This window comes from Bacillus sp. (in: firmicutes) (assembly GCA_017656295.1).
Classification (GTDB): Bacteria; Bacillota; Bacilli; order Bacillales; family JACDOC01; genus JACDOC01.
This window is the reverse complement of the sequence record JACDOC010000025.1, coordinates 1-23,307: the sequence shown is the minus strand read 5'-3', so window position 1 is coordinate 23,307 and position 23,307 is coordinate 1. Positions and strand designations below refer to the sequence as shown.

Genomic DNA, 23,307 nt, shown 5'->3' with positions numbered 1-23,307 from the left:
AAAAAGGGGCTGTCCACTCAGCCCCTTACTGCTTTTACTTTTTGGATTCAATAACAATTTCAGACTCGGTTTCAAACCGTTGGACGATGAACTCAGCTACTTCTTTAGGCGAACGTAACCGGCTTTTATCAGAAATATGATCAGAATCGTCCCAGAATGGAGTGTTCATGCCACCCATATACGCTGCCACAAAGCGGATGCCTGTTCCTTCATATTCTTTTTGTAAGCTTTCGGTAAACCCACGTAAGGCGAATTTACTCGCCACGTATAAGGCTTCATTTTTCTTTCCGCGTAAGCCAGCTGTGGAAATAATGTTAAGAACAACACCATTGTTCCGTTCACGCATCGATGGTAACACAGCTTTTGTTAAAAAGATTGGTCCATACACATTGGTCGTAAACATTTGGTTCATTTCATCGTAGGTGCTTTGTAAAAATGGGCCGAAGAAGCCGACACCAGCATTATTGACCAATAGATCGATTGGACGTGAAAGTCCTGCAATCTTTGAAGACACATCTTCGAACGAACGAACGTCCAATGTGAGCGCTTCTCCTTGACCGCCATGTTCTGTGATTTCACGAATCGTTTCATTTAATGTTTCTTTGTTACGACCACAAGCATAAATAAAATATCCTTTTTCACTTAACAATAAAGCGAGTTCTTTCCCTAAACCAGTGCCTGCTCCCGTAATCAATGCCGTTTTCATACAAGTCATCCTTTCCGTTGTATCCTTTTCCAAACAAAAGTTCTTTTCTGAAGATACATTTTTTTCTATACTGTACATGATAAGGTGGTGGGAACAATGATACAAGAAAAAAGATACAGTGAAATGACTGAATACGAATTAAAACAAGAAATTGCTCGATTGAAAGAAAAAGCTCGCAAAGCAGAACAACTGGGAATGGTAAATGAATTTGCCGTTTTAGAAAGAAAAGCGGCAATGGCTCAAGCGTATTTGTTAGATCCAAATGATTTTCAACCAGGCGAAATTTATGCCATTGAAGGTGACCCTGGAAGTTACTTTAAAGTCGAATATTTAAATGGTGTTTTTGCATGGGGCTATCGATTAAACGGAGATGGACAAGAAGAGGGGCTTCCAATTTCTCTTTTGAAAAAATTAAATAAATAAAGAAAAAAGGGCTGACATGACGTCAGGCCCTTTCCTTCTTATGAGCGTTTCCGAGTTTCATTTTCTAAAATAATTAAGGATTGTGTCAAACTCGTTTCCCCATTAACTTGGTGATGGGCGTGTTTTGTGTTATACCAGCCACGGTTGAACGGACTGATGTAATGATCGGGAGAAAATTGTCCGGTTCTTTTTGCCATGTGAATGTCTCCTTTATCCTTCTTCAGGATACGGTTCTTCTGCACGTTGTCCAGATGCGTGCATACGCTCCTGAGGATGGGTATTAATCGTGCCATTCGCCCGTCTTGAAGCAAAGGCTTCTTTTGCTTGTGGTTCGCCTTCAAAGCGATTTACATCTTTGTTAGGAAACTTTTTTGCTTTGTTTCGCATAAGCCCCTCCATGGTTAAAAGGATGACAAAACCGTGAAAAGACCACCAATGAATCAATCATCTTTTCACGTATTAATAGTATGAACGGAACCATAACACCTATGAGCAATATTTATTGGAAAGGAGCGAACACAGATGATGATGGAAGAATATTATGAGCGTTTAACAGCAATTTTACTTGAAAAAAATCAACAACTTACGTATGAAAAAGCTCGCACGCTTGTTGAACTGCTTTGGGAAGATTTTGAAACAACGTACGCGAAAGCTGGTCGTTCGTATAAAGGAAGCGAAATGACGGAAAAAGTAGTTAGACAATGGATTGAAAACTATGGTCCACGACTCCATGAATTTGTGGCAACCAATCCAAAATATGCTCATCTTCTTCGTGATCCACACGTGCATTAACAAGAGCCGGCTTACAAAGAGTCGGCTCTTGTTTACGAATAATTTTCAATTGTGTCCAATTTTCTCTGTAAGCGATCTTCACTAAACACCCAGCCGGTATAAGAACGTATAATTTTCAAGTTGTCATCCAAATGAACAATGGCGACAAATGGATAATGTCCGTTGCTTCGGTAACGGAGATCGATAAATCGTACTTCTACGTAATCATCTGTTTCTTTTACTTCCCACCGATGCATCGGAGAAAACGATAGGAAAGCGGATATGTTTTTATCTTTTTTCGCTGCTTCCATTACCGGGGAGTCCGGTACGGCTTTTCGTCTAAATTCATCTAAAATGGTTACTGACCGTTTATGAGCTCTGCCGACATAAAATTTCGATGGTGTCATCACAGCTATGCGCCATTGGAAAAAGCGCATCGTCGGAATGATGATGATCTGTTTAGCATCGGGAATTTGCTGTTGGATGATATGCCGCAACATTCGTTGATAAAAATATCGGATGCCGTAGTAGCCGACGATTAAATGAAAAATCGACAAAAAGGTCCAACCCGGGTCACCGCCAATCCCCCAAATGATGAGTCCACCGACAAATGCTGTAAAAATGAACGGATCAAATGTGTTAATCCACCCTAAAGCGACCCATTTCGACGAAAACGGACGTAACGCTTGTGTGCCATAGGCGTTGAAGATGTCGACAAATACATGGAGGAAAACGGCAAGAAACGTCCAAATCCATAAGTGAAACATGTTGGCCTCAGGAAAAAAGATGATCAAACCAACCATAATCACAAGAGGCCAAATAATAACAGCTGGAATTGAATGAGTAACTCCGCGGTGATGTCGAATATATACGGCATTATTTTTTAGCTTCAATACGGTATCAATATCTGGAATTTGGGATCCAATAATCGTTCCAATTAATACACTTTGGGCGGTAATTGGATCGTTAGCAATAACCGGGTCTAATGTGGCTAGGCCGCCTAAAGCAACCCCCATCACGATGTGTGTACCAGTATCCACTAAGTCCCCTCCTTTAATTGATGTACATGGGAGTGGATTAAAAGGGAAGGAAACGCTCCCCTCTTTGGCTTTTTATGAAAAAATGGTAAGGTAAAAAGGAGTTTTTCAATATGAAACCATTCGTCCAAATGTTTCTTCAATATGAAGTTCATGAATCGTTTATTCCTCAGTATGAGCAACTGATGTACGACGTCGCTCATCATTTGGAAAATTACGAAGCAGCAAACATTCGGTGGGAATGGACATCGGATCACTTGAAGCAAATGACCGAATGGTTTATCGTACCGACCGAGTCGCATTACTTTGCTTTAAAAAAATTACGTACTTCGCGCCACCATGCTGTATTTGGTTTACTTGACCGATATGTGCATGGAGGGGTAAGGTGTATTCAGTGCTATGGTGTGAAACGATTCCGTACATAATATATTCCCAATTTGAAGAAATGGTAACATCATGGAGGTATACATGCAACCATTAAAGCAACTAGAAAATTTTCCAATCAAACAATTTCAACGCGATTTAATCCAATGGTTTGAACGAGAGCAGCGAGATTTACCATGGCGAAAAGATAAAGACCCATATAAAATTTGGGTATCTGAAGTTATGCTTCAACAAACACGGGTCGATACGGTTATCCCTTATTTTAACCGTTTTATCGAAAAATTTCCGACAATTGATGCATTAGCCGAGGCTGATGAAGAAGAAGTGTTAAAAGCTTGGGAAGGACTTGGCTATTATTCTCGCGTTCGTAATTTACAAACGGCAGTACGCGAAGTGAAAGAAAAATATGGTGGGGTCGTACCAAAAACAAGAAAAGAAATCTCGAAATTGAAAGGAGTGGGCCCTTATACGGCAGGAGCGATTTTAAGCATTGCCTATGATGTGCCTGAACATGCAGTAGATGGAAATGTTATGCGGGTACTTTCCCGGATTTTGACCATTTGGGACGACATTGCCAAAGCATCATCTCGGAAAGTGTTCGAACAAGCGGTAACGGCTCTTATTTCTCATGAAAATCCATCCTATTTTAACCAAGCATTGATGGAATTAGGAGCGCTCATTTGTACCCCAACTTCTCCATCTTGTTTATTATGTCCCGTACGCGAACATTGTCTTGGATTTCAAGAAGGCGTCCATGAACAGCTCCCAGTAAAAACGAAAAAACAAAAAGTAAAACGTGTTCAATTGCTAGTGGCAGTTCTTCGGGATGAGAAGGGACGTTTGGCGATTCATAAACGGCCGAAAGAAGGACTGTTAGCGAACCTTTGGGAATTCCCAACGGTAGAAACCGATCCCTTCCAAGCGCCGAACGATCGATTGACGTTTGAACTTAAAGAACGATACGGTCTTCATGTCAATCTTGAAGCAAAACCGTTTACCAAAATTGAGCACGTTTTTTCCCATCTCATTTGGAACATGGACGTATATGAAGGCACTGTTCAAGGAAACATAGATGAGGCTAAATGCGACCTGAAACTTGTAACAGAAGACGAACTAACCGAATATGCTTTCCCAGTTTCGCACCAACGAATATGGAAAGCCTACCAAGACCACAGAACGTAAAGTAAAAAGGTTCAAACAGAAAGTATTAAGCGCAGAACGTAAAGTAAAAAGGTCCAAACAGAAAGTATTAAGCGCAGAACGTAAAGTAAAAAGGTCCAAACAGAAAGTATTTAGCACAGAACGTAAAGTAAAAAGGTCCAAACAGAAAGTGTTTAGCACAGAACGTAAAGTAAAAAGGTCCAAACAGAAAGTATCGCACAGAACGTAAAGTAAAAAGGTCCAAACAGAAAGTATCGCGCAGAACGTAAAGTAAAAAGGTCCAAACAGAAAGTATCGCACAGAACGTAAAGTAAAAAGGTCCAAACAGAAAGTATTTAGCACAGACGTAAAGTAAAAAGGTCCAAACAGAAAGTATTCGCATAGAACGTAAAGTGAAAAGGTCCAAACAGAAAGTATTTAGCACAGAACGTAAAGTAAAAAGGTCCAAACAGAAAGTATTCAGCATAGAACGTAAAGTGAAAAAGTACTTAAAGCATAAGAAAAGGAGGGCAACAGCCACTCCTTTTTCATTTTAATCGTAACTAATTCTTGTTCCGTGCGTATAATCCGCTTCATTTCGTTTTAACCCGCCTCGTCTTTCAATTTCCTTCACAATATTCTTATGAATTTGCTGTCCTTCTTGATTTAAATACGGCACCATTTGTTGTAGTGAATGATGGAAAAAGACCAGTTCACTCTCTTTCCATTCGGAATATGGTGTCATAGACAATTCGGCCATATCTCGACCAACATACATCTTTCGTCACTCCCTTTCGTTATCATCGATATTTTTTGAGGAAACGTTGTTCGTTATTCGTGGAATCGGTACAATGAAATGGACGAAATGGAAAGGAAGGATTTGCATGAGTAATCAAGTTGCATTAGTCACAGGGAGTAGTCGTGGAGTAGGAAGAGCTATTGCATTGGCGTTAGCGGAAAAAGGATACGATATTGTCATTAACTATGCGCGTAGTAAGACGAAAGCATTGGAAGTCGCTTCTGAGGTGGAGGCGCTTGGAAGAAAAGCGTTAGTCGTGAAAGCCAATGTCGGTGATGTGGAAAAAATTAAAGCGATGTTTATCCAAATTGAAGAAACGTTCGGTCGGCTCGACGTGTTTGTAAATAACGCTGCATCAGGTGTGCTTCGTCCGGCGATGGAATTGGAAGAGTCTCATTGGGATTGGACGATGAACATAAACAGTAAAGCGTTGCTATTCTGTGCCCAAGAGGCAGCCAAACTCATGGAAAAAGTCGGCGGTGGAAAAATTGTCAGCATTAGTTCGTTAGGCTCGATTCGCTATTTAGATAACTATACGACAGTTGGTGTATCGAAAGCGGCATTAGAAGCGTTAACTCGTTATTTAGCCGTCGAGCTTGCTCCGAAAAACATTGTCGTTAACGCTATTTCAGGTGGTGCGATCGATACGGATGCGCTGACGCATTTTCCGAACCGGGAAGAGTTATTAGCCGACGCAAGGGAAAAAACACCTGCCGGCCGCATGGTGGAAATTGAAGACATCGTCAAAGCGGTATTATTTTTAGTTTCTGACGATGCGTTTATGATTCGCGGACAAACAATTATTGTCGATGGTGGACGCTCATTGTTAGTATAATTTTCCAAAAAATTTTTCGGATAGACACCCCACGTGTTGGTTACATTATAAACCGTGGAGGTGATAACAATGGCAAAACAGCAACGCCAACAACAAGCTCAACAGCAAGCTCAACAGCAAGCTCAACAACAATACGCGACTGAGTTTGGAAGTGAAACAAACGTACAACACGTAAAACAACAAAACCAACAGGCGGAAGCTCGTAAAAACCAAACGTCTGGTCAATACAGTCCGCAAAATCAACAACAAAACCAATAACCATTTGATAAAGAGGCTTCTTCCACCTGGAAGAGGTCTTTTTTTCGAACTCAAATATTCGACAAAAGAAATGGCGTTCAGACAGAAGTAGTCAAAGGAAAATCATCGCTTCATCAAGAACTTATATAGCGAAACGCAATCATGAGGGGTGTTTTTTTTAATGGCGCTATTTAATGAGCTTGTTCAAAAGCAAATGAAAACGATGGATAAACTACTCTATTTGCAGGCTGAAATTGAAAGATGTCAAAAATTAAAAGAAGAATTAACCGCCTTACAGGATGAGGCGAAAGTCGAAAGCATTAAACAAGAAATTGTTAAAATGAAAGAAGAATTGTATCAAATTCAAAAACAGTTTGAAGCCCAAACCGACGAAGTCATTCAATCCTATCGAGATTTCAATGCGATCGTGTAAGAGCCATTGTGAAAAACAAGGCTCTTTTGTTTTAAAATTTGTGTTGAACCGTTATAATAATAAAACATAGGTGTATTCTTGGACGTTTTTTTTCATTTATACAAAATTTTCTTGATACATATGGAAATCGGATTATAGAAAGAAAGTAGGGAGATTTAATGGGGGTTCCCGTTGAAGGCGAAGCGATTCAAATCCAAAGCTATAAACATAACGGTACCATCCATCGAATTTGGCAAGAAACGGTGGTGTTGAAAGGTTCGCGGCATATGGTGATCGGCGGAAATGATCGTACTATGGTCACCGAAGCTGATGGACGGACATGGATTACCCGCGAACCTGCTATTTGTTACTTCCATTCCCAACATTGGTTTAACATTATCGGGATGCTCCGGGAAGACGGAATTTATTATTATTGTAATTTAAGTTCACCTTTCGTATACGATCACGAGGCGTTAAAATACATAGATTATGATTTGGATATTAAAGTGTATCCCGATATGACGTTTACATTGTTGGATGAAGATGAATACGAAACGCACCGTAAGTCAATGGGGTATCCCGATGTGATCGACCAAATATTAAAAAGAAATGTCGATAAATTAATTCGATGGATTCGACAACGGAAAGGACCATTTGCCCCTGATTTTATCGATACGTGGTATGAGCGATATTTAATGTATCGTAAATAATTACATTTCAATGCCTGTTGGTTTTTCAACAGGTTTTTTCATGAGGACAACGCGGAAAGTGAGGTGAGGGCGTTGGGCAGCATCAAACGATATATGCAATTTGTCAAACCTTATAAATTGCAAATTGCTGCTACGATTGTGATTGGGATCGTTAAATTTGCGATCCCCCTCTTAATTCCTATATTAATTAAATACGTCATCGACGATATCGTTGGTAATGAATTTTTAACGGCAGACGAGAAAACAACCCGTCTGTTTTGGACGATGGCGGCGATGCTGTTCTTATTTATTGTGATTCGGCCGCCAATTGAGTATTACCGACAATATTTTGCGCAATGGACAGGAAATAAAGTATTGTATGACATACGCGACCGCCTGTTTACGCATATTCAAAAGCTTTCGTTTAAATATTACGCCAACACAAAAGCCGGTGAAGTGATCTCTCGTGTCATCAACGATGTTGAGCAAACGAAAAGCTTTGTGATTACGGGGCTGATGAACCTATGGCTCGATATGGCGACCATTTTTATCGCGATTGGCATTATGTTTACGATGGATTTGAAATTGACGCTCGTTTCGATCGTGGTCCTTCCGTTATATGCCGTATCCGTGAAGTACTTTTTTGGGAACTTACGAAAATTGACTCGAAAACGTTCTCAAGCGTTAGCGGAAGTTCAAAGCTATTTGCATGAGCGGGTTCAAGGAATGTCGGTTATTAAAAGCTTGGCGATTGAAGATTACGAGCAAAAAAACTTCCGTGAACATAACGGTCGATTTTTAGAGAAAGCGCTGGAACATACGAGCTGGAACGCTAAAGCATTTGCGGTGGTAAACACGATTACGGATGTCGCTCCGCTTCTCGTCATTTTGTATTCTGGCTATCATGTCATTCAAGGGAATTTGACGCTAGGGACGATGGTTGCCTTTATTGCTTACATTGATCGGTTGTACAATCCGCTTCGTCGTCTTGTCAACTCTTCGACGACGTTAACACAGTCGATTGCCTCTATGGATCGGGTGTTTGAATTTTTAGATGAAAAATATGATGTTGTCGACCATGAAAATGCGGTGGAGTGTACGAACGTAAAAGGGCGCATTACGTTTGAAAATGTTTCGTTTGCATACGATGATAAAGAACTCCCCGTTTTGAAAAACATTCATCTTGACGTTAAACCTGGAGAGACCGTTGCGCTTGTTGGGATGAGTGGGGGAGGAAAATCGTCATTAGTCAGCTTAATTCCGCGGTTTTACGATGTGACAGAAGGACGAATTTTGCTCGATGGAACGGATATTCGGGATATAAAAATTCGCAGTTTACGCGACCAAATTGGAATAGTGTTGCAAGATACTATTTTATTTAGCGAATCTGTCAAAACAAACATTTTATTAGGAAAACCAGATGCGACAGACGAAGAAGTAATTGCCGCTGCTAAAGCAGCGAATGCCCACGAATTTATTATGAACTTGCCGAACGGTTACGATACAAAAGTCGGTGAACGTGGCGTTAAACTATCCGGCGGACAAAAGCAGCGCATTGCGATTGCGCGTATTTTCTTAAAAAATCCGCCAATTCTTATTTTAGATGAAGCGACCTCTGCTCTTGACTTAGAAAGCGAACAATATATTCAAAAGGCACTAGATGAGCTGGCAAAAGATCGAACCACATTTATTGTGGCCCATCGATTGTCTACCATTACTCATGCGGATCGTATTGTGGTTATGGAACACGGTCTAATTGTGGAAATGGGAACGCATGAAGAATTGATGGCTAAACGCGGCTCATACTACGATTTATTTACGATTCAACAATTACATCATGAAGAAGTATCACAAACGTAAAGCCAGATGGAAATGTATCCGTCTGGCTTTGTTATATTATTACAATTTTTTTGAGTCTATTTTATACGAAATAATTTTTCCAAAATAGTAAATATATTCTATTTACAATTTAACAACCTAAAACATGGATAAAATTACTATTTTAAAATAATATTCAGAAAATTTAGTATTGAAAAATTTTTTAGGTCGAGTATAATGTTCATATAAAGTTACCAAATATTCTAAAAAATGAATCTTCAAGGAATTTTTCACCGAGAGGAGGACAGGCTGGATGGGAGAACGACTATTGTCCGTTGAAGGATTGCGAACCTCATTTTTTACCGATGATGGGGAGATTCCAGCAGTAGACAATGTAGATTTTTACGTCAACGAAGGGGAGATTCTCGGAATCGTTGGGGAATCTGGATGTGGAAAAAGCGTAACGTCCCTTTCCATTATGGGGTTAGTTCCGCATCCACCCGGGAAAGTGGTCGGAGGAAAAATTTTATTTAAAGGAGAGGATTTAACGAAGGCCTCGGAACGAAGGATGCGGCAAATTCGCGGAAATGAAATCGCGATGATTTTCCAAGAGCCAATGACATCGTTAAATCCATTATTTACGATTGGTGACCAATTAGTCGAGGCTATTCGCATACATAAAAAATGGAGTAAACAAAAAGCGCGAGAACGTGCGATAGAAATGATGAAACACGTGGGTCTTCCACGGGCGGAAGAGTTGATGAACGAATATCCCCACCAATTATCAGGGGGAATGAGGCAACGCGTCATGATTGCGATGGCGATGGTGTGTGAGCCAAAGTTACTCATTGCCGATGAGCCAACCACCGCCCTTGACGTCACGATTCAAGCACAAATTTTACAGTTAATGAAAAAGCTGAACGAAGAATCGAATACCGCGGTCATTATGATTACGCATGACTTAGGCGTCGTTGCGGAAATTTGTGATCGTGTCGTCGTCATGTATTCCGGAAAAGTAGTCGAAGAAGGCGATGTGAAAACGATTTTTAAAAATCCACAACACCCGTACACAAAAGGGTTAATTCAATCGGTTCCGGATATGCGTTTTAAACAACAACGATTATATTCGATTCCTGGAAATGTACCGAAACCTGGTTCCATTAAAAACGGCTGTCGTTTTGCTCCCCGTTGTGAGCAAGCGTTTGATCGCTGTTTTGAGGAAAATCCTGAACTATATACAACCGAGTCGGGACACCGTACTCGTTGTTTTCTCCATGATAAGGCAGGTGTCACCGTATGACCGAAACATTGCTTGAAATAAAAGATTTAAAGAAACACTTTCCGATTACTGGAGGCATTTTTGGAAAAACAATCGGACACGTAAAAGCGGTTGATGGTGTTTCGTTTTCCGTCAAAAAAGGGGAAACACTTGGAATTGTCGGAGAAAGTGGGTGTGGGAAATCAACGACCGGGCGCATGCTGATGCGCTTAATTGAACCGACAGCCGGTGAGATTATTTTTGACGGAAAAGATTTAATGAAGCTATCCAAAAAAGACATGCGAGCAACCCGTCGCGATTTGCAAATGGTGTTTCAAGACCCGTTTGCCTCATTAAATCCGCGGCATACGGTGGAAAAAATTTTAGAAGAACCGCTCATCGTTCACGGAATAGGGGACGAAAAGGAGCGGAAGAAAAAAGTTCGAGAGCTACTCGAAGTTGTTGGATTAAGTAGTTACCATGCCAAGCGTTATCCGCATCAATTCAGTGGTGGACAAAGACAACGGATTGGGATTGCGCGAGCGTTGATGACAAGACCGAAGCTGATCATTGCCGACGAGCCCGTATCAGCACTGGATGTATCCATTCAGTCGCAAGTGCTGAACTTAATGCAAGATTTACAAAAAGAGTTTGGCTTAACGTACATTTTTATTGCCCATGATTTAGGGGTTGTAAGACATATTAGCGATCGGGTTGGCGTCATGTATTTAGGGAAAATGGTCGAGCTTGCCGATAGTGAGAAGTTATATGAAAAACCGTTACATCCTTATACGCAAGCTCTTTTATCCGCTGTGCCAATCCCAGATCCAGAACATAAACGCGAAACGATTGTGTTAAAAGGGGACATTCCGAGTCCGGCGAACCCGCCTAAAGGATGTGCCTTCCATGCGCGCTGTCCGTTTAAAACGGAAAAGTGTGAGGAGGTCGTTCCAACTTTTAAAGAAGTAGAACCAGGGCATTCTGTTGCTTGCCATCTCTTTTAGATGGGCAACTGAAGCTATAAATCTTAGAATTTTGAGGAGGGTCAATATGAAACGAAAGCATTCTTTATTTGCTATTCTACTAATCTTCATTTTAAGTATCGGATTAGTAGGATGTAATTCTGACTCAGCTTCCAATGACAGCAACGACTCTACTAGCAACAACGATGGAGACAAGCAAGAAAAGCAAGTGTTAGTATTCGGTCGCGGTGGTGACTCTGTCGGTTTAGACCCAATCACAGTAACAGATGGTGAGTCTTTCAAAGTAACAAAAAACATTTTTGAAACGTTAGTAGAATTTGGACCACAAGACACAGAAGTTAACCCAGGTCTTGCGGAAGACTGGGAAATTTCTGATGATGGTTTAACGTATACGTTCTTCCTTCGTCAAGGCGTCAAGTTCCATGACGGAACAGACTTTAACGCCGATGCGGTAGTGTATAACTTTGAACGTTGGATGAACGGTACGAAAGACAAATTCTATTATTATGCTTCCATGTTTGGTGGCTTTAAAGGCGATGAAGGCCACGTCATCGAAGAAGTAAAAGCGGTGGATGAATACACGGTTGAATTTAAATTAAAACGTCCTCAAGCACCGTTTTTGAAAAACTTAGCGATGAGCCCATTTGGAATCGCCAGCCCAGCTGCACTTGAAGAGTATGGTGAGAAATTTACGGAAAATCCTGTAGGTACAGGTCCATTCAAATTTGTCGAGTGGAAACGTAACGACAAAATCGTATTAGAGAAAAACGAAAACTATTGGAAAGAAGGATATCCGAAGCTAGACGGTATTATCTTCAAGTCAATTCCTGAAAACTCTGCACGCTTAAATGCGTTAATGACTGGTGAAATCGATTTAGCGGACGGAATTAACCCAACAGACGTACCGCAAATCGAATCAAATCCAAATTTACAATTATTTAAGCGTCCTTCGATGAACGTTGGTTACTTAGGATTTACAGCAACTCGTAAGCCATTCGATAATCCTTTAGTTCGTCAAGCATTAAACCATGCGATTGACCGTCAAGCGATTATTGACGCGTTCTATGCAGGCATGGCAGAGCCAGCGAAAAACCCTATGCCGCCAGTTATTCCTGGATACAACGACGAGATCGAACCATATGAGTACGACTTAGAAAAAGCGAAGAAGTTACTTGAAGAAGCTGGTTATCCAGATGGCTTTGAAATGGAATTATGGGCAATGCCAGTTCCTCGTCCATACATGCCAGACGGCCAAAAAGTTGCTGAAGTGATTCAAGCAAGCTTTGAAAAAATCGGCGTAAAAGCGAAAATCGTGTCATTTGAGTGGGCTACTTACTTAGAAAAAGCACGTAACGGAGAAGCGGATGCGTTCTTACTAGGTTGGACAGGTGACAACGGAGACGCTGACAACTTCTTATACGTGCTATTAGACAAAGATAACATCGGAAGCAACAACTACACTTATTACAGCAATGATGAATTACATGACATTTTAATCCAAGCTCAAACAGAAGTAGATGAGGAAAAACGTAACGAGCTATACAAAAAAGCGCAAGAAATCATCCGTGAAGATGCACCTTGGGCACCGCTTGTACACTCAACACCTGTTCTTGCTGGTAAAGCGAACGTAAAAGGCTTTAAACCACATCCAACAGGTTCAGACGAGTTATCTGAAGTGTACTTTGAATAAGGCAAAATAAAGGGGGGAGGGGCATACCTTCCCTCTTGTACATATGGCAGAAGAGGTGGGAAACATGCTCCAATATACAATTCGTCGATTACTTCAATTAATTCCTGTACTTCTCGGGATGACGTTTATTGTCTTTATGATTATCCGAGCCATTCCAGGAAACCCAGCTCAAGTCATTTTAGGTCAACAAGCAACGAAAGAAGCCATCGAAGCGTTGACGAAAGAACTGGGGTTGGACAAGCCATGGTATACCCAATACTTTAATTATTTAGCTGGACTGTTCCAAGGAGATTTAGGGACGTCCATTCGAACGTCAACACCGGTAACAGAGGAAATTTGGCCTTACTTAGCGGCAACGATTGAACTTTCGTTAGCAGCGATGATCATTGCCGTGTTTATCGGGGTGAATGCAGGAATTATTAGCGCGTGGTTCCAAAATTCATGGTTTGATTACGTAGCAATGGTGTTAGCGTTAGTCGGAGTATCCATGCCAATCTTTTGGCTTGGTCTAATGGAACAATGGATATTTGGGATTGAATTAAACTTACTTCCGACATTCGGGCGTGAAGATGTGTTAAATCCAGTAACAGCCGTCACCCACTTATATGTGTTAGATACAATGATTAACGGACAATACGATCAGTTAGTAGGAGTGTTAAAACATTTAGTTCTTCCAAGTGTGGCCCTTGCTACAATCCCAATGGCGATCATTGCCCGAATGACTCGTTCGAGCATGCTCGAAGTGATGCGCTCGGATTACATTCGCACTGCACGTGCGAAAGGAATGAGAATGTTCTGGGTTGTGTACAAACATTCGTTAAAAAATGCAGTCATTCCGATTTTAACGGTCATCGGTTTGCAAATGGGCTTACTTCTTGGCGGGGCGATATTAACGGAAACCATCTTCGGTTGGCCGGGAATTGGACGTTATATTTATGACGCCATTAGTTTTCGTGATTATCCAGTCATTCAGTCTGGCATTTTAGTCGTTGCCACGATTTTCGTGTTTATTAACTTAATTGTTGACCTCCTTTATGCAGCCATTGACCCACGAATTAAATATAACTAATCACTTAATCTAAGGGGGACTCACTATGGCAGAATTAGCACCAAATGAACATGTTAATGTCGTCGTCCAAGAAGAAGAAGTTTCTTCTCCTTGGAAAGAAGCGTGGAAAACCTTTCGTAAAAATAAAATCGCCCTCGTCGGAGCTGCCATTGTTCTCTTTTTTATCGTTATTGCGATTGCTGCTCCGTTAATTGCACCAGAAGGAATCAATGAACAGAAACTAGGGATAGAGGAACGGTTACAGCCGCCTTCTTCTGAGCATTGGTTTGGCACCGACGATTTTGGCAGGGATATTTTCTCACGGGTTATTTACGGCGCCCGTATTTCGTTATGGGTCGGCTTTTTCTCTGTAGTCGGATCGGTTATTATCGGGAGCTTACTTGGAATTTTAGCTGGGTATTACGGACGTTGGGTCGATACGATTATCTCGCGATTATTTGATATTATGCTCGCGTTTCCTAGTATTTTATTAGCCATTGCCGTTGTAGCTGTATTAGGTCCGAGCTTACAAAACGCATTAATTGCCATTGCCATCATCAATGTACCAAACTTCGGACGACTCATTCGTTCAAAAGTATTAAGTGTCAAACAAGAAGAATACGTTATGGCCGCGAAAGCGATTGGGATGAGCGACGCTCGAATATTGTTCCATCATATTTTACCGAACAGTATGGCGCCCATTATCGTTCAAGGAACATTAGCAATCGCTACGGCCATTATTGAAGCAGCTGCTCTTGGCTTTTTAGGACTTGGAGCAGAAGCCCCAACACCGGAATGGGGAAAAATGCTTGCCGATTCCCGTGCATATTTAATACAAGCTCCGTGGACGATGATCTTCCCAGGTCTTGCCATCATGCTTACCGTTCTTGGTTTTAACTTAATGGGCGATGGCTTACGCGATGCGCTCGATCCGCGGATGAAAAACTAAGCTAGTTATAGAAAAAATAAGGGACGCGTACTATACGCGTCCCTTTATTATTCCTCTTCTTCATTAATTGTGATTTCGTTGTCTTTTTTATGATAGGAATGAAAACTGCAAATGAGTGTATCTAAATGCTCTAAGTGTTCGTTGTATTCGAGTATCGCTGAGACTAAGCTCAGTAAATGATATGGCTGGAAGTCACCGTCGAGTCGATGGGTCTCAATTTCGCGTAGAAACATTTCCATTAGTTCTTTTCGGGTAAAGCAGAGCATGTTGGTTTGATCCACGTCACGGGCATGCTTTACTTTCCCAATGAACTGAAGCAGTAATTGTTCATGGTATGTTAATAAACAATCTAATGTTTCTTGAATCGTTTTTTGAATCGGTTCTGGTAGTTGATAAAATTCATTTTCAAAACGGTTCAACCTTTTTAAAACTTCAAAGCTTCGGCGAGTGCTGGAGATCATTTGCCGAAAGACGACGAGCTTACGAATTTTTGCCCGTTCATTTTGTTTAAAATAGTTGCGCTCTTCTTTATACAACAAGTACACCTGATCGACTTTCATCAGCTTTTCTTTTAGTTTTTCAATATCTTTTTTCAATAAGTTGTGTTCTGATGCATGACGCGTACTAAGTCGTATCCATTTTAAAATTTCTTCCGTCACATGTATGATGCGATGATACAATTTCGTTTCGTATTTCGGTGGTAAAAAAATCAAGTTTACGAGAAATGATGAAAAAACACCGAGCATAATGGTTGAAAAACGGATCAGAGCAAATTGTATAAAGTCTTCATTCGGTGCTTCCATAATGGCGATTAATGTGACTAAGGCTAAGCCAATCGTGTTTTCAATTTTAAGTTTTAAAATAATTGTAATCGCAATGATGGCTCCGAGTCCGACAAAAAAGACATGGTTCCCGAAAAATAAGACGAACAATACCGCAATGATAGCTCCGATGATATTCGCTTGAATTTGTTCAATGATTGATAAATACGAGCGGTAAATTGTTGGTTGAACCGCAAACACCGCCGCGATCCCTGCAAAGACAGGGGATGGAAGCTCAAGCCATTCGGCTACAAATAAAGCTAAAATGATGGCAATTCCCGTTTTAATAATGCGGGCACCGAGTTTCATGATTCTGTTTAATTCCTTTCTATTTTCTCATAGTGCTATTGGTATTCCTGAAATAATAATGTACTATACAACGGGTATGTAAGATTTTCAAGAGATAAAACGGTGAATTTTTTAAGACAAATGTAAAATTTTTTTAACAAGTCACGATCGACGCAGATAGTTGGAACTTGTAGATACATTGATGCGGATTGTGACAAATTATCGGACACATTTTTAGAATTTGCGGACAGAGTTTCGGAAAATAGGGATAGTAAATATTCCAAGAGTAGAAACTAGACGAGGCGAAAGGTGATCTTAATAGGCAAAGCAGCGGCTATATTGACAGGACCAAGTAAGGGAAAAATCTATGCCAGCTGGACACTCATATGATAGAAAAAACCAAGGAGAATCCTCTTCTCCTTGGTTTTCTGTCTTTTATGCATGTTGTAATTGTTGGAAAGCATGTTCAACCGCACGAATGGTTTCTTGAATGTCATCTTCTGTATGAGCAATGGTAATAAACCAAGCTTCATATTTGGAAGGAGCTAAGTTAATGCCTTGGTGCAGCATCAGTTTAAAGAATTTCGCGAACATCTCACCGTCGGTCGCTTCTGCTTGAGCGTAGTTGTATACTTTTTCGTTTGTAAAGTAAACGGTAAGTGCCCCTTTTAATCGGTTAATGGTAATCGGAATGCTGTATTTTTGAGCAGCGCGTAAAATGCCTTCTTCAAGCATCTCGCCGAGGCGATCTAAATATTCGTATACCCCATCTTGTTTTAGCACTTCTAAGCAGGCAATGCCGGCTTGGATGGATGCAGGGTTTCCGGCCATGGTTCCGGCTTGGTAAGCAGGACCGAGCGGAGCAACTTTTTCCATAATGTCTTGACGTCCACCGTACGCCCCGATTGGTAAGCCACCGCCGATGATCTTTCCTAATGCCGTTAAGTCTGGTTTCACTCCAAGTAAATCTTGTGCTCCTCCGTACATGAAACGGAAGGCGGTAATGACTTCATCGTAGATAACAAGAGCTCCAGCTTGATGGGTCAGTTCGTTGACCTTTTCTAAAAAGCCAGGTTTCGGTTCAACGATTCCAAAGTTTCCGACAATCGGCTCTACAAGCACAGCCGCTACTTGGTCACCCCATTTTTCTAACGCTTCTTGGAACGGTTCAATTTCGTTAAAAGGAACGGTAATGACTTCTTGCGCAATACTTTGTGGTACCCCGGCAGAATCCGGTGTTCCTAATGTAGAAGGTCCGGAACCTGCTGCGACAAGGACAAGGTCAGAGTGTCCGTGATAGCATCCGGCAAACTTAATAATTTTGTCGCGACCGGTGTAAGCACGAGCAACTCGAATGGTTGTCATCACCGCTTCTGTTCCGGAATTCACAAAGCGAACTTTTTCTAAAGAAGGAATCGCTTCTTTTAACATTTTGGCAAATGTTATTTCATGACGAGTTGGAGTTCCGTATAACACCCCATTTTCCGCCGCTTTTTTAATCGCTTCCGTAATGTGCGGATGGGCATGACCTGTAATAATAGGTCCATAAGCTGCTAAGTAATCGATATAGCGGTTGCCGTCAACATCCCAGAAATACGCACCTTGTGCACGCTCCATCGTAACAGGAGCGCCGCCACCGACAGCTTTATACGAACGGGACGGGCTGTTTACGCCACCCACGATATGTTGTAATGCTTCTTGATGCAATTGTTCGGACTTCGTAAATTGCATGGTTTGTTCCTCCTAAAGGTAAAAAAATTCATTACTATTGTAGTATTGTTGTGAAATTCCTGCAAATAGCGGAAACGCTTAGATAAAAATCATAATCAAATCCTTTGAAGCGTAAAATGAAGCAAGGACAAGTCAGGCTGTTGGTAAAGAAGGGATTGGTGTGTTTGGTCTTTTTCTTGGGATCATTTTAGTCTGTATGTGGATGAGTTTCCGTACGTTATTTTTGCCGACAACGTTTCGAGGAAAAATTTTATCCTTTGAGAATTTACTCGTGCTGGCGTTTTTATATGGAACCATCATGATGGGATTTGGACTGCTTTATTTAGTCATTGAATTAGAAGTAGGTGTGATTTTATTAGAAAACGGCTCTCCAATTTCCGGGTCATTAGTGGAGCGTTTAGCGACCAATTTTTATTTTAGTGCGGTTACTTTATTTTCGGTCGGTTATGGAGACATTGTTCCGATTGGAATTGGACGGGCTTTGGCGCTCATCGAAGCATTTATTGGTTATACGATTCCCGCTGCTTTTGTCGTCCGTTCCGTGATTGATCGGGAAAGCTCATAGGTAGCGTTGGAAAATTTGTCTTTTTTGCCCTCATCCGTTACTCTTATGGAAAAGAGTATTTTTAAGGAGGGACATGGGAATGAGTGTAGCTGTTGGGCAAATGGCTCCAGATTTTGAACTGCTCGCAAGCAATGGAGAAAAGGTCAAATTATCCGATTATCGTGGAAAAAAACATGTTGTTCTATACTTTTATCCGAAAGATATGACACCAGGATGTACGACAGAAGCGTGTGATTTTCGTGATTTTCACTACCAATTTAGCGAACTTGATACGGTCATTTTAGGAGTAAGTCCGGACCCATTACAACGTCATGAAAAATTCGTTGAAAAACATGGATTACCATTTTTACTTCTCGTTGATGAAGATCACCAAGTAGCCGAAGCTTACGGTGTGTGGAAATTAAAGAAAAACTTTGGTAAAGAATACATGGGAATTGAGCGTTCAACGTTCATTATTGATAAAGAAGGAAAAATCGTTAAAGAGTGGCGTAAAGTAAAAGTAAAGGGACACGTGGAAGAAGCTCTTCAATATATTAAAGACCATTTAAGCGAATAAGCAGCCTATTTTTCAAAGTAAAGGCGTTAAACTATTCACTCTGCGACCGGTGTGAATAATGTAAAAGTAGGGCATACCTCCTCAGACTAACTCATTGTAGGGATCAAGCAACTTCTTGATCCTTTTTTTTTATTAAGTGTTTTAATTTTCTAACTGTTAAGAAAATGGTACAATAAAGCTAATACATACAATGATTATAAGTGAGGAGAAGCCACATGGACATCATGTTTACTCACTCTTGCCCACAAAACCTGAAGGAAGAAATTCAACGCGATTTTCCACACATCACGTTCTATTTTGTCAAACCGATTACCGATGGTTGGGATATTTTACCGAAAATCGAAGTGTTGGTAACCTATGGGGAAGATATAACAAAAGAAATCATTCACCAGGCATCTTCTCTTCAATGGATCATGGTTATGTCGGCTGGAGTCGAAAAACTACCATTCGATTTGATTGCTGAAAAAAAGATTCTCGTTACCAATGCCCGAGGCATTCATGCTATTCCAATGGCCGAGTACGCATTAGGGATGATGTTAAATTATGTGAAACAATTCACCGTCATGCATCATCAGCAGCGAGAACAGACATGGAATCGTCGCCTACCGTTTGGCGAGCTGGCTGATCAAACGCTTTTAGTCATAGGAACGGGAGCCATTGGTCAAGAAATCGCCCGCTTAGCGAAAGCATTTCGAATGAATGTTCTTGGGGTGAATCGCTCCGGGCAAGCGGTTCCTCATGTAGATGAATGTTATCCGATTGATTATTTACTTCATGTGTTGCCAACAGCTGATTTTATCGTCTCCGTATTACCGAGTACAAATGAAACAAAATATTTATTGAAGAGGGAACATTTTCAAGCGATGAAATCGAGTGCGTGTTTTATGAATATTGGTCGTGGCGATCTTATCGCAAGCCATGTCTTATATGAAGCTTTAACAACAGGGGAAATTGCGCATGCCGTGTTAGATGTGTTTGAAGAGGAGCCTCTTTTAGAAGATCATCCGTTTTGGAGGATGGAAAATGTGACAATAACGCCGCATATTTCAAGTATTTCTCAACGTTATTTACCGCGAGCGTTTGAAATTTTTAAACATAACTTACACTCCTATATAAATAATAGGGAAAATTATTTAAATGTGATTGATGTGATGAGGGGGTATTAATCATGCGAATCTATACACGATCGGGTGATAAAGGGACAACATCGTTAATTTATGGAACACGTGTGCCAAAAAGTGATTTACGTGTAGAAGCGTATGGAACATGTGATGAAGCGAATTCGATGATTGGCTTGGCGTTAAGCTATTTAAAAAATGAATTTTTTAAGGAAAAAGAGCAAATTGAACAGATATTCCATAAGATCCAGACGACGCTTTTTCATGTCGGAGCCGAATTGGCCACACCAAGTGGGAAAGAAGTGAAATGGAAACTGCATCAAGACGATATTGAAGAACTTGAAGGGATTATTGATGAATGGAGTGCCCATTTACCACCGTTAACGAACTTTATTTTGCCAGGTGGACATCCGGCTGGAGCGGCTCTACATACAGCACGTACGGTCGTTCGGCGGGCGGAACGTCATGCGGTCGCAATTGGGGAAGGGGTGAATCCATTGGTGCTTTCTTATTTAAATCGTTTATCTGACTTATTATTCATAGCTGCGCGTTTGATTAACTTACGTTTAGGAGCGGAAGAAAAGACGCTTCATAAGTCGTAAGAATGGGGACAATATTGACAAAATCCTGTTTACATGAGTACACTATTTATAAAGATTATAAAGTAAGAATTCTTCCTAGAAACGGGGTGCATGGCGGTGTCACAAGATCTTTTAAAAGAAGCCATGGAAACGTTAAAGCAGTCAGGAGTCCGTATTACTCCACAACGTCATGCGATACTTGAATATTTAATTGAATCCATGTCACATCCAACAGCGGATGATATATATAAAGCGCTAGAAGGAAAATTTCCAAATATGAGTGTAGCTACTGTCTACAATAATTTGCGTGTGTTCCGGGAAGTAGGGCTTGTGAAGGAACTGACGTACGGGGATTCTTCTAGTCGCTTTGATTTCGTTACAACGGACCATTATCACATCATCTGCGAGGAATGTGGGAAAATTGTTGACTTTCACTACCCTGGTCTTGATGAAGTTGAGCAACTTGCATCGCATGTAACGGGATTCAAAGTATCCCATCATCGGATGGAGATTTACGGAACGTGCTCTGAATGTCAAAAGAAAGATGCGCATTAAAAAAGAATTGTTCGGTGGACGAACAATTCTTTTTCTATTCTTACTTACATTATTTATTTCTTTTTTTTCGGTTGTACTTTTCATCAAATTCTTTTCCTTCTAATTCCTTGTCTAATGTCAAAGGTTCATTACAATACATACACATATCTACGCGTCCAAGCATCTTTGTTGTTTTCCCACACGAAGGACAAATGACTTTAACAGCTTTTGTTGAAAGCATCCCGATCCAAAAGTATACGACCGTACTACCAATAATGGCTAACACACCTAGTAACATAAAGAGTGTCATTAATAATGGTGTGCTTTTAAAAAAGATTCCTACGTACATAATAATAAATCCAATGAATATAAGGCTTAACGCAAATGTGCGAATTTTATTGATTTTACTCGAATATTTCGCCACAAAATCACCCTCCTAAACATATTAACTATACCATATTTTTGTTGGAAAAGAGAAAAAAATGGTTGCGAATTTTGTCGAATTTAGGCTTATGATATAGAAGGAATATTAAAATATGTGTCGAAATAATAACCTTATAATCTGTATATGGAGGAATTAATATGGAAGATATCCTTCGCCCGATTTATCAAGAACGGGCGAGTCAGTCGGAAACGCTTGGTGTGTTAATGGTTGAAAAACGACAAAAGGCAAGACCGATTACGGATTTGTTTGACATTGTATTATTGACCATCGTTAAAGATGCGGAACAGCCAGTGTTTGTCAAACATTATCAATATAATCATCAAAAAGCTGCGTTATTTGTTGTGACGGAACAACAAATCAATGAATGGATCCTGTTAGGTTCAAACCGTCGTTTGATTGATTGGTTATTGAACGGAAAAGTGCTTTTTGACCGAAACGAATACGTATCCCAATTACGGACCGAGCTTCGTGAATTTCCATTTCAAGGCCGTAAGCTGAAAATGGCCATCGAATTTGCCAAATTAATTCGTCGGTACATGGATGGAAAAACATTTTATGATAACAACCACTATTTAGACGCTTTTAATCATGTCGTTCATTCATTACATCATTTAGCCCGATTAGAAGTGATTGAACAAGGCTTTCACCCAGAAGTAACGGTATGGAATCAAGTAAGACAAATTGGACCGGAAATATTTAAACTGTATGATGAGTTAGTGAATAGTGACGAACCGCTTCCAAAGCGGTTGGAACTCCTATTTTTAGCAAGTGAATTTTTAATTCATTCTCGCACAAAAATTGGGGCAGCCCATTTATTAGATCTACTCAAACAAAAAGAATATTGGACCATTAATGATTTATTAACCCATGAAGAAGTGAAAAACTATGCGGTTGATTTACCGGTGTTAATTGAATATTTGATTGACAAGCATTTTGTTGAAGTTCTCCAAGTAGAAACGAAAGGACAAGGACTTTATCACCGCTACTATCGAGTGGTTGAATAAACCAAAAGGAGGTGTTCTTTTGGAACATCTCCTTTTTTATTCGATTGGTTGTTGGGTGCAAGAGAAAAGGTTATATAGTCCCAAAAATAATATTCATATACATTACTAGTGTAATTTTAGGCGGTAGAGCACTTTTACATTCATTAAGGATTCAAAAAATAAGGATTCAAAAAAATCAAGCTTTTGATGCTGGTTAGAATCATTTTAAAGAGGGTTAAAAAGTTTTTTTGATAAAATTTTTTAAAAAGGTGTTGACGTATTATTGTCGTCCTGGTATATTAGTAGACGTCGCTGATGAACGACAAAGAAACATCGAGAAAAAAACGGTTGACATCAAGTTGACCGAATGATAAGATGAAAAAGTCGCTGTTGAGAGCGATTGATCCTTGAAAACTAAACAAAACGAAGCGTCAATGAATTTGAGTCTTATTCAAACTTTTTCGGAGAGTTTGATCCTGGCTCAGGACGAACGCTGGCGGCGTGCC

28 protein-coding genes and 1 rRNA gene are annotated in these 23,307 nt (G+C 40.4%); 21 read left to right on the top strand and 8 right to left on the bottom strand.

Annotated features, from left to right (window positions below; translation table 11 throughout):
- Positions 1–34: 34 nt before the first annotated feature.
- Positions 35–706: an SDR family oxidoreductase gene (locus H0Z31_14475; protein MBO8178634.1), complete on the bottom strand. Its 672-nt coding sequence runs from the start codon at positions 704–706 to the stop codon at positions 35–37.
- A 96-nt stretch (positions 707–802) separates the two neighbouring features.
- Between H0Z31_14475 and H0Z31_14470 the strand changes: the two genes are divergently transcribed.
- Positions 803–1,129 (top strand): YfhH family protein, encoded by a 327-nt coding sequence (locus tag H0Z31_14470; GenBank protein MBO8178633.1) that lies wholly within the window; start codon positions 803–805, stop codon positions 1,127–1,129.
- Between the two features lie 38 nt (positions 1,130–1,167).
- On the opposite strand, the gene H0Z31_14465 is transcribed toward H0Z31_14470, so the two are convergent.
- Complete coding sequence (locus H0Z31_14465; GenBank protein ID MBO8178632.1) at positions 1,168–1,326, bottom strand: YpzG family protein; 159 nt, start codon at positions 1,324–1,326, stop codon at positions 1,168–1,170.
- A 13-nt stretch (positions 1,327–1,339) separates the two neighbouring features.
- Positions 1,340–1,516 (bottom strand): small, acid-soluble spore protein K, encoded by a 177-nt coding sequence (locus H0Z31_14460; GenBank protein ID MBO8178631.1) that lies wholly within the window; start codon positions 1,514–1,516, stop codon positions 1,340–1,342.
- A 141-nt stretch (positions 1,517–1,657) separates the two neighbouring features.
- Here H0Z31_14460 and H0Z31_14455 point away from each other — a divergent pair, with 141 nt between their 5' ends.
- Positions 1,658–1,921, top strand: a complete 264-nt coding sequence (locus H0Z31_14455; protein MBO8178630.1) for a YfhJ family protein — start codon at positions 1,658–1,660, stop codon at positions 1,919–1,921.
- A gap of 32 nt (positions 1,922–1,953) precedes the next feature.
- Here the strand turns inward: H0Z31_14455 and H0Z31_14450 are convergent, their stop codons facing one another.
- Positions 1,954–2,940 (bottom strand): metal-dependent hydrolase, encoded by a 987-nt coding sequence (locus tag H0Z31_14450; GenBank protein ID MBO8178629.1) that lies wholly within the window; start codon positions 2,938–2,940, stop codon positions 1,954–1,956.
- Positions 2,941–3,050: 110 nt separating this feature from the next.
- Between H0Z31_14450 and H0Z31_14445 the strand changes: the two genes are divergently transcribed.
- Entirely contained in the window at positions 3,051–3,362 is a 312-nt protein-coding gene (locus tag H0Z31_14445; GenBank protein MBO8178628.1) for a hypothetical protein, read from the top strand.
- 43 nt (positions 3,363–3,405) lie between these two features.
- Positions 3,406–4,503 (top strand): A/G-specific adenine glycosylase, encoded by a 1,098-nt coding sequence (mutY, locus tag H0Z31_14440; protein ID MBO8178627.1) that lies wholly within the window; start codon positions 3,406–3,408, stop codon positions 4,501–4,503.
- Positions 4,504–5,014: 511 nt separating this feature from the next.
- On the opposite strand, the gene H0Z31_14435 is transcribed toward mutY, so the two are convergent.
- The gene (locus H0Z31_14435) at positions 5,015–5,239 is read right to left on the bottom strand and encodes a hypothetical protein (GenBank protein MBO8178626.1); all 225 of its coding nucleotides are present in this window, start codon (positions 5,237–5,239) and stop codon (positions 5,015–5,017) included.
- A 106-nt stretch (positions 5,240–5,345) separates the two neighbouring features.
- On the opposite strand from H0Z31_14435, the gene fabL reads away from it, so the two are divergent.
- The 10 genes from fabL (at position 5,346) to H0Z31_14385 (ending at position 15,179) form a co-directional block, all read left to right on the top strand.
- Positions 5,346–6,095 carry an enoyl-[acyl-carrier-protein] reductase FabL gene (gene fabL, locus H0Z31_14430; protein MBO8178625.1) on the top strand — a complete coding sequence of 250 codons (750 nt, stop codon included), beginning with the start codon at positions 5,346–5,348 and terminating at the stop codon, positions 6,093–6,095.
- Between the two features lie 69 nt (positions 6,096–6,164).
- Positions 6,165–6,353 (top strand): gamma-type small acid-soluble spore protein, encoded by a 189-nt coding sequence (locus H0Z31_14425; protein MBO8178624.1) that lies wholly within the window; start codon positions 6,165–6,167, stop codon positions 6,351–6,353.
- Between the two features lie 160 nt (positions 6,354–6,513).
- Positions 6,514–6,765 carry a hypothetical protein gene (locus H0Z31_14420; GenBank protein ID MBO8178623.1) on the top strand — a complete coding sequence of 84 codons (252 nt, stop codon included), beginning with the start codon at positions 6,514–6,516 and terminating at the stop codon, positions 6,763–6,765.
- A gap of 158 nt (positions 6,766–6,923) precedes the next feature.
- A complete protein-coding gene (locus H0Z31_14415; GenBank protein ID MBO8178622.1) occupies positions 6,924–7,454 on the top strand; it encodes a DUF402 domain-containing protein in 531 nt (176 codons plus the stop codon).
- 93 nt (positions 7,455–7,547) lie between these two features.
- The gene (locus H0Z31_14410) at positions 7,548–9,293 is read left to right on the top strand and encodes an ABC transporter ATP-binding protein (GenBank protein MBO8178621.1); all 1,746 of its coding nucleotides are present in this window, start codon (positions 7,548–7,550) and stop codon (positions 9,291–9,293) included.
- A gap of 271 nt (positions 9,294–9,564) precedes the next feature.
- Positions 9,565–10,551 (top strand): ABC transporter ATP-binding protein, encoded by a 987-nt coding sequence (locus tag H0Z31_14405; protein MBO8178620.1) that lies wholly within the window; start codon positions 9,565–9,567, stop codon positions 10,549–10,551.
- The gene (locus tag H0Z31_14400; GenBank protein MBO8178619.1) at positions 10,548–11,513 is read left to right on the top strand and encodes a dipeptide ABC transporter ATP-binding protein; all 966 of its coding nucleotides are present in this window, start codon (positions 10,548–10,550) and stop codon (positions 11,511–11,513) included. The genes H0Z31_14405 and H0Z31_14400 overlap by 4 nt, the downstream gene beginning before the upstream one ends.
- A 46-nt stretch (positions 11,514–11,559) precedes the next feature.
- Complete coding sequence (locus tag H0Z31_14395) at positions 11,560–13,182, top strand: ABC transporter substrate-binding protein (GenBank protein ID MBO8178618.1); 1,623 nt, start codon at positions 11,560–11,562, stop codon at positions 13,180–13,182.
- A gap of 64 nt (positions 13,183–13,246) precedes the next feature.
- Positions 13,247–14,251, top strand: a complete 1,005-nt coding sequence (locus H0Z31_14390; protein MBO8178617.1) for an ABC transporter permease — start codon at positions 13,247–13,249, stop codon at positions 14,249–14,251.
- 25 nt (positions 14,252–14,276) lie between these two features.
- Entirely contained in the window at positions 14,277–15,179 is a 903-nt protein-coding gene (locus H0Z31_14385; protein MBO8178616.1) for an ABC transporter permease, read from the top strand.
- Between the two features lie 47 nt (positions 15,180–15,226).
- On the opposite strand, the gene H0Z31_14380 is transcribed toward H0Z31_14385, so the two are convergent.
- Positions 15,227–16,309, bottom strand: coding sequence for an aromatic acid exporter family protein (locus H0Z31_14380; GenBank protein ID MBO8178615.1), 1,083 nt, complete (start codon positions 16,307–16,309; stop codon positions 15,227–15,229).
- Between the two features lie 414 nt (positions 16,310–16,723).
- A complete protein-coding gene (locus tag H0Z31_14375) occupies positions 16,724–18,019 on the bottom strand; it encodes a glutamate-1-semialdehyde 2,1-aminomutase (GenBank protein ID MBO8178614.1) in 1,296 nt (431 codons plus the stop codon).
- 196 nt (positions 18,020–18,215) lie between these two features.
- On the opposite strand from H0Z31_14375, the gene H0Z31_14370 reads away from it, so the two are divergent.
- From H0Z31_14370 to perR, 5 genes are all read left to right on the top strand, one after another.
- The gene (locus H0Z31_14370) at positions 18,216–18,584 is read left to right on the top strand and encodes a two pore domain potassium channel family protein (protein MBO8178613.1); all 369 of its coding nucleotides are present in this window, start codon (positions 18,216–18,218) and stop codon (positions 18,582–18,584) included.
- A gap of 79 nt (positions 18,585–18,663) precedes the next feature.
- Entirely contained in the window at positions 18,664–19,140 is a 477-nt protein-coding gene (gene bcp / locus H0Z31_14365) for a thioredoxin-dependent thiol peroxidase (protein ID MBO8178612.1), read from the top strand.
- Between the two features lie 215 nt (positions 19,141–19,355).
- Complete coding sequence (locus H0Z31_14360; protein ID MBO8178611.1) at positions 19,356–20,306, top strand: D-2-hydroxyacid dehydrogenase; 951 nt, start codon at positions 19,356–19,358, stop codon at positions 20,304–20,306.
- 2 nt (positions 20,307–20,308) lie between these two features.
- Positions 20,309–20,860, top strand: coding sequence for a cob(I)yrinic acid a,c-diamide adenosyltransferase (locus H0Z31_14355; protein MBO8178610.1), 552 nt, complete (start codon positions 20,309–20,311; stop codon positions 20,858–20,860).
- A gap of 90 nt (positions 20,861–20,950) precedes the next feature.
- Positions 20,951–21,394 carry a peroxide-responsive transcriptional repressor PerR gene (gene perR / locus H0Z31_14350; GenBank protein MBO8178609.1) on the top strand — a complete coding sequence of 148 codons (444 nt, stop codon included), beginning with the start codon at positions 20,951–20,953 and terminating at the stop codon, positions 21,392–21,394.
- Between the two features lie 49 nt (positions 21,395–21,443).
- Here perR and H0Z31_14345 read toward each other — a convergent pair whose 3' ends face one another.
- Positions 21,444–21,797 carry a YgzB family protein gene (locus H0Z31_14345; GenBank protein ID MBO8178608.1) on the bottom strand — a complete coding sequence of 118 codons (354 nt, stop codon included), beginning with the start codon at positions 21,795–21,797 and terminating at the stop codon, positions 21,444–21,446.
- A 158-nt stretch (positions 21,798–21,955) separates the two neighbouring features.
- Between H0Z31_14345 and H0Z31_14340 the strand changes: the two genes are divergently transcribed.
- Both H0Z31_14340 and H0Z31_14335 read left to right on the top strand, forming a co-directional pair.
- Positions 21,956–22,822 carry a hypothetical protein gene (locus H0Z31_14340; GenBank protein ID MBO8178607.1) on the top strand — a complete coding sequence of 289 codons (867 nt, stop codon included), beginning with the start codon at positions 21,956–21,958 and terminating at the stop codon, positions 22,820–22,822.
- A gap of 419 nt (positions 22,823–23,241) precedes the next feature.
- Positions 23,242–23,307, top strand: a 16S ribosomal RNA gene (locus H0Z31_14335); the annotation flags it as partial.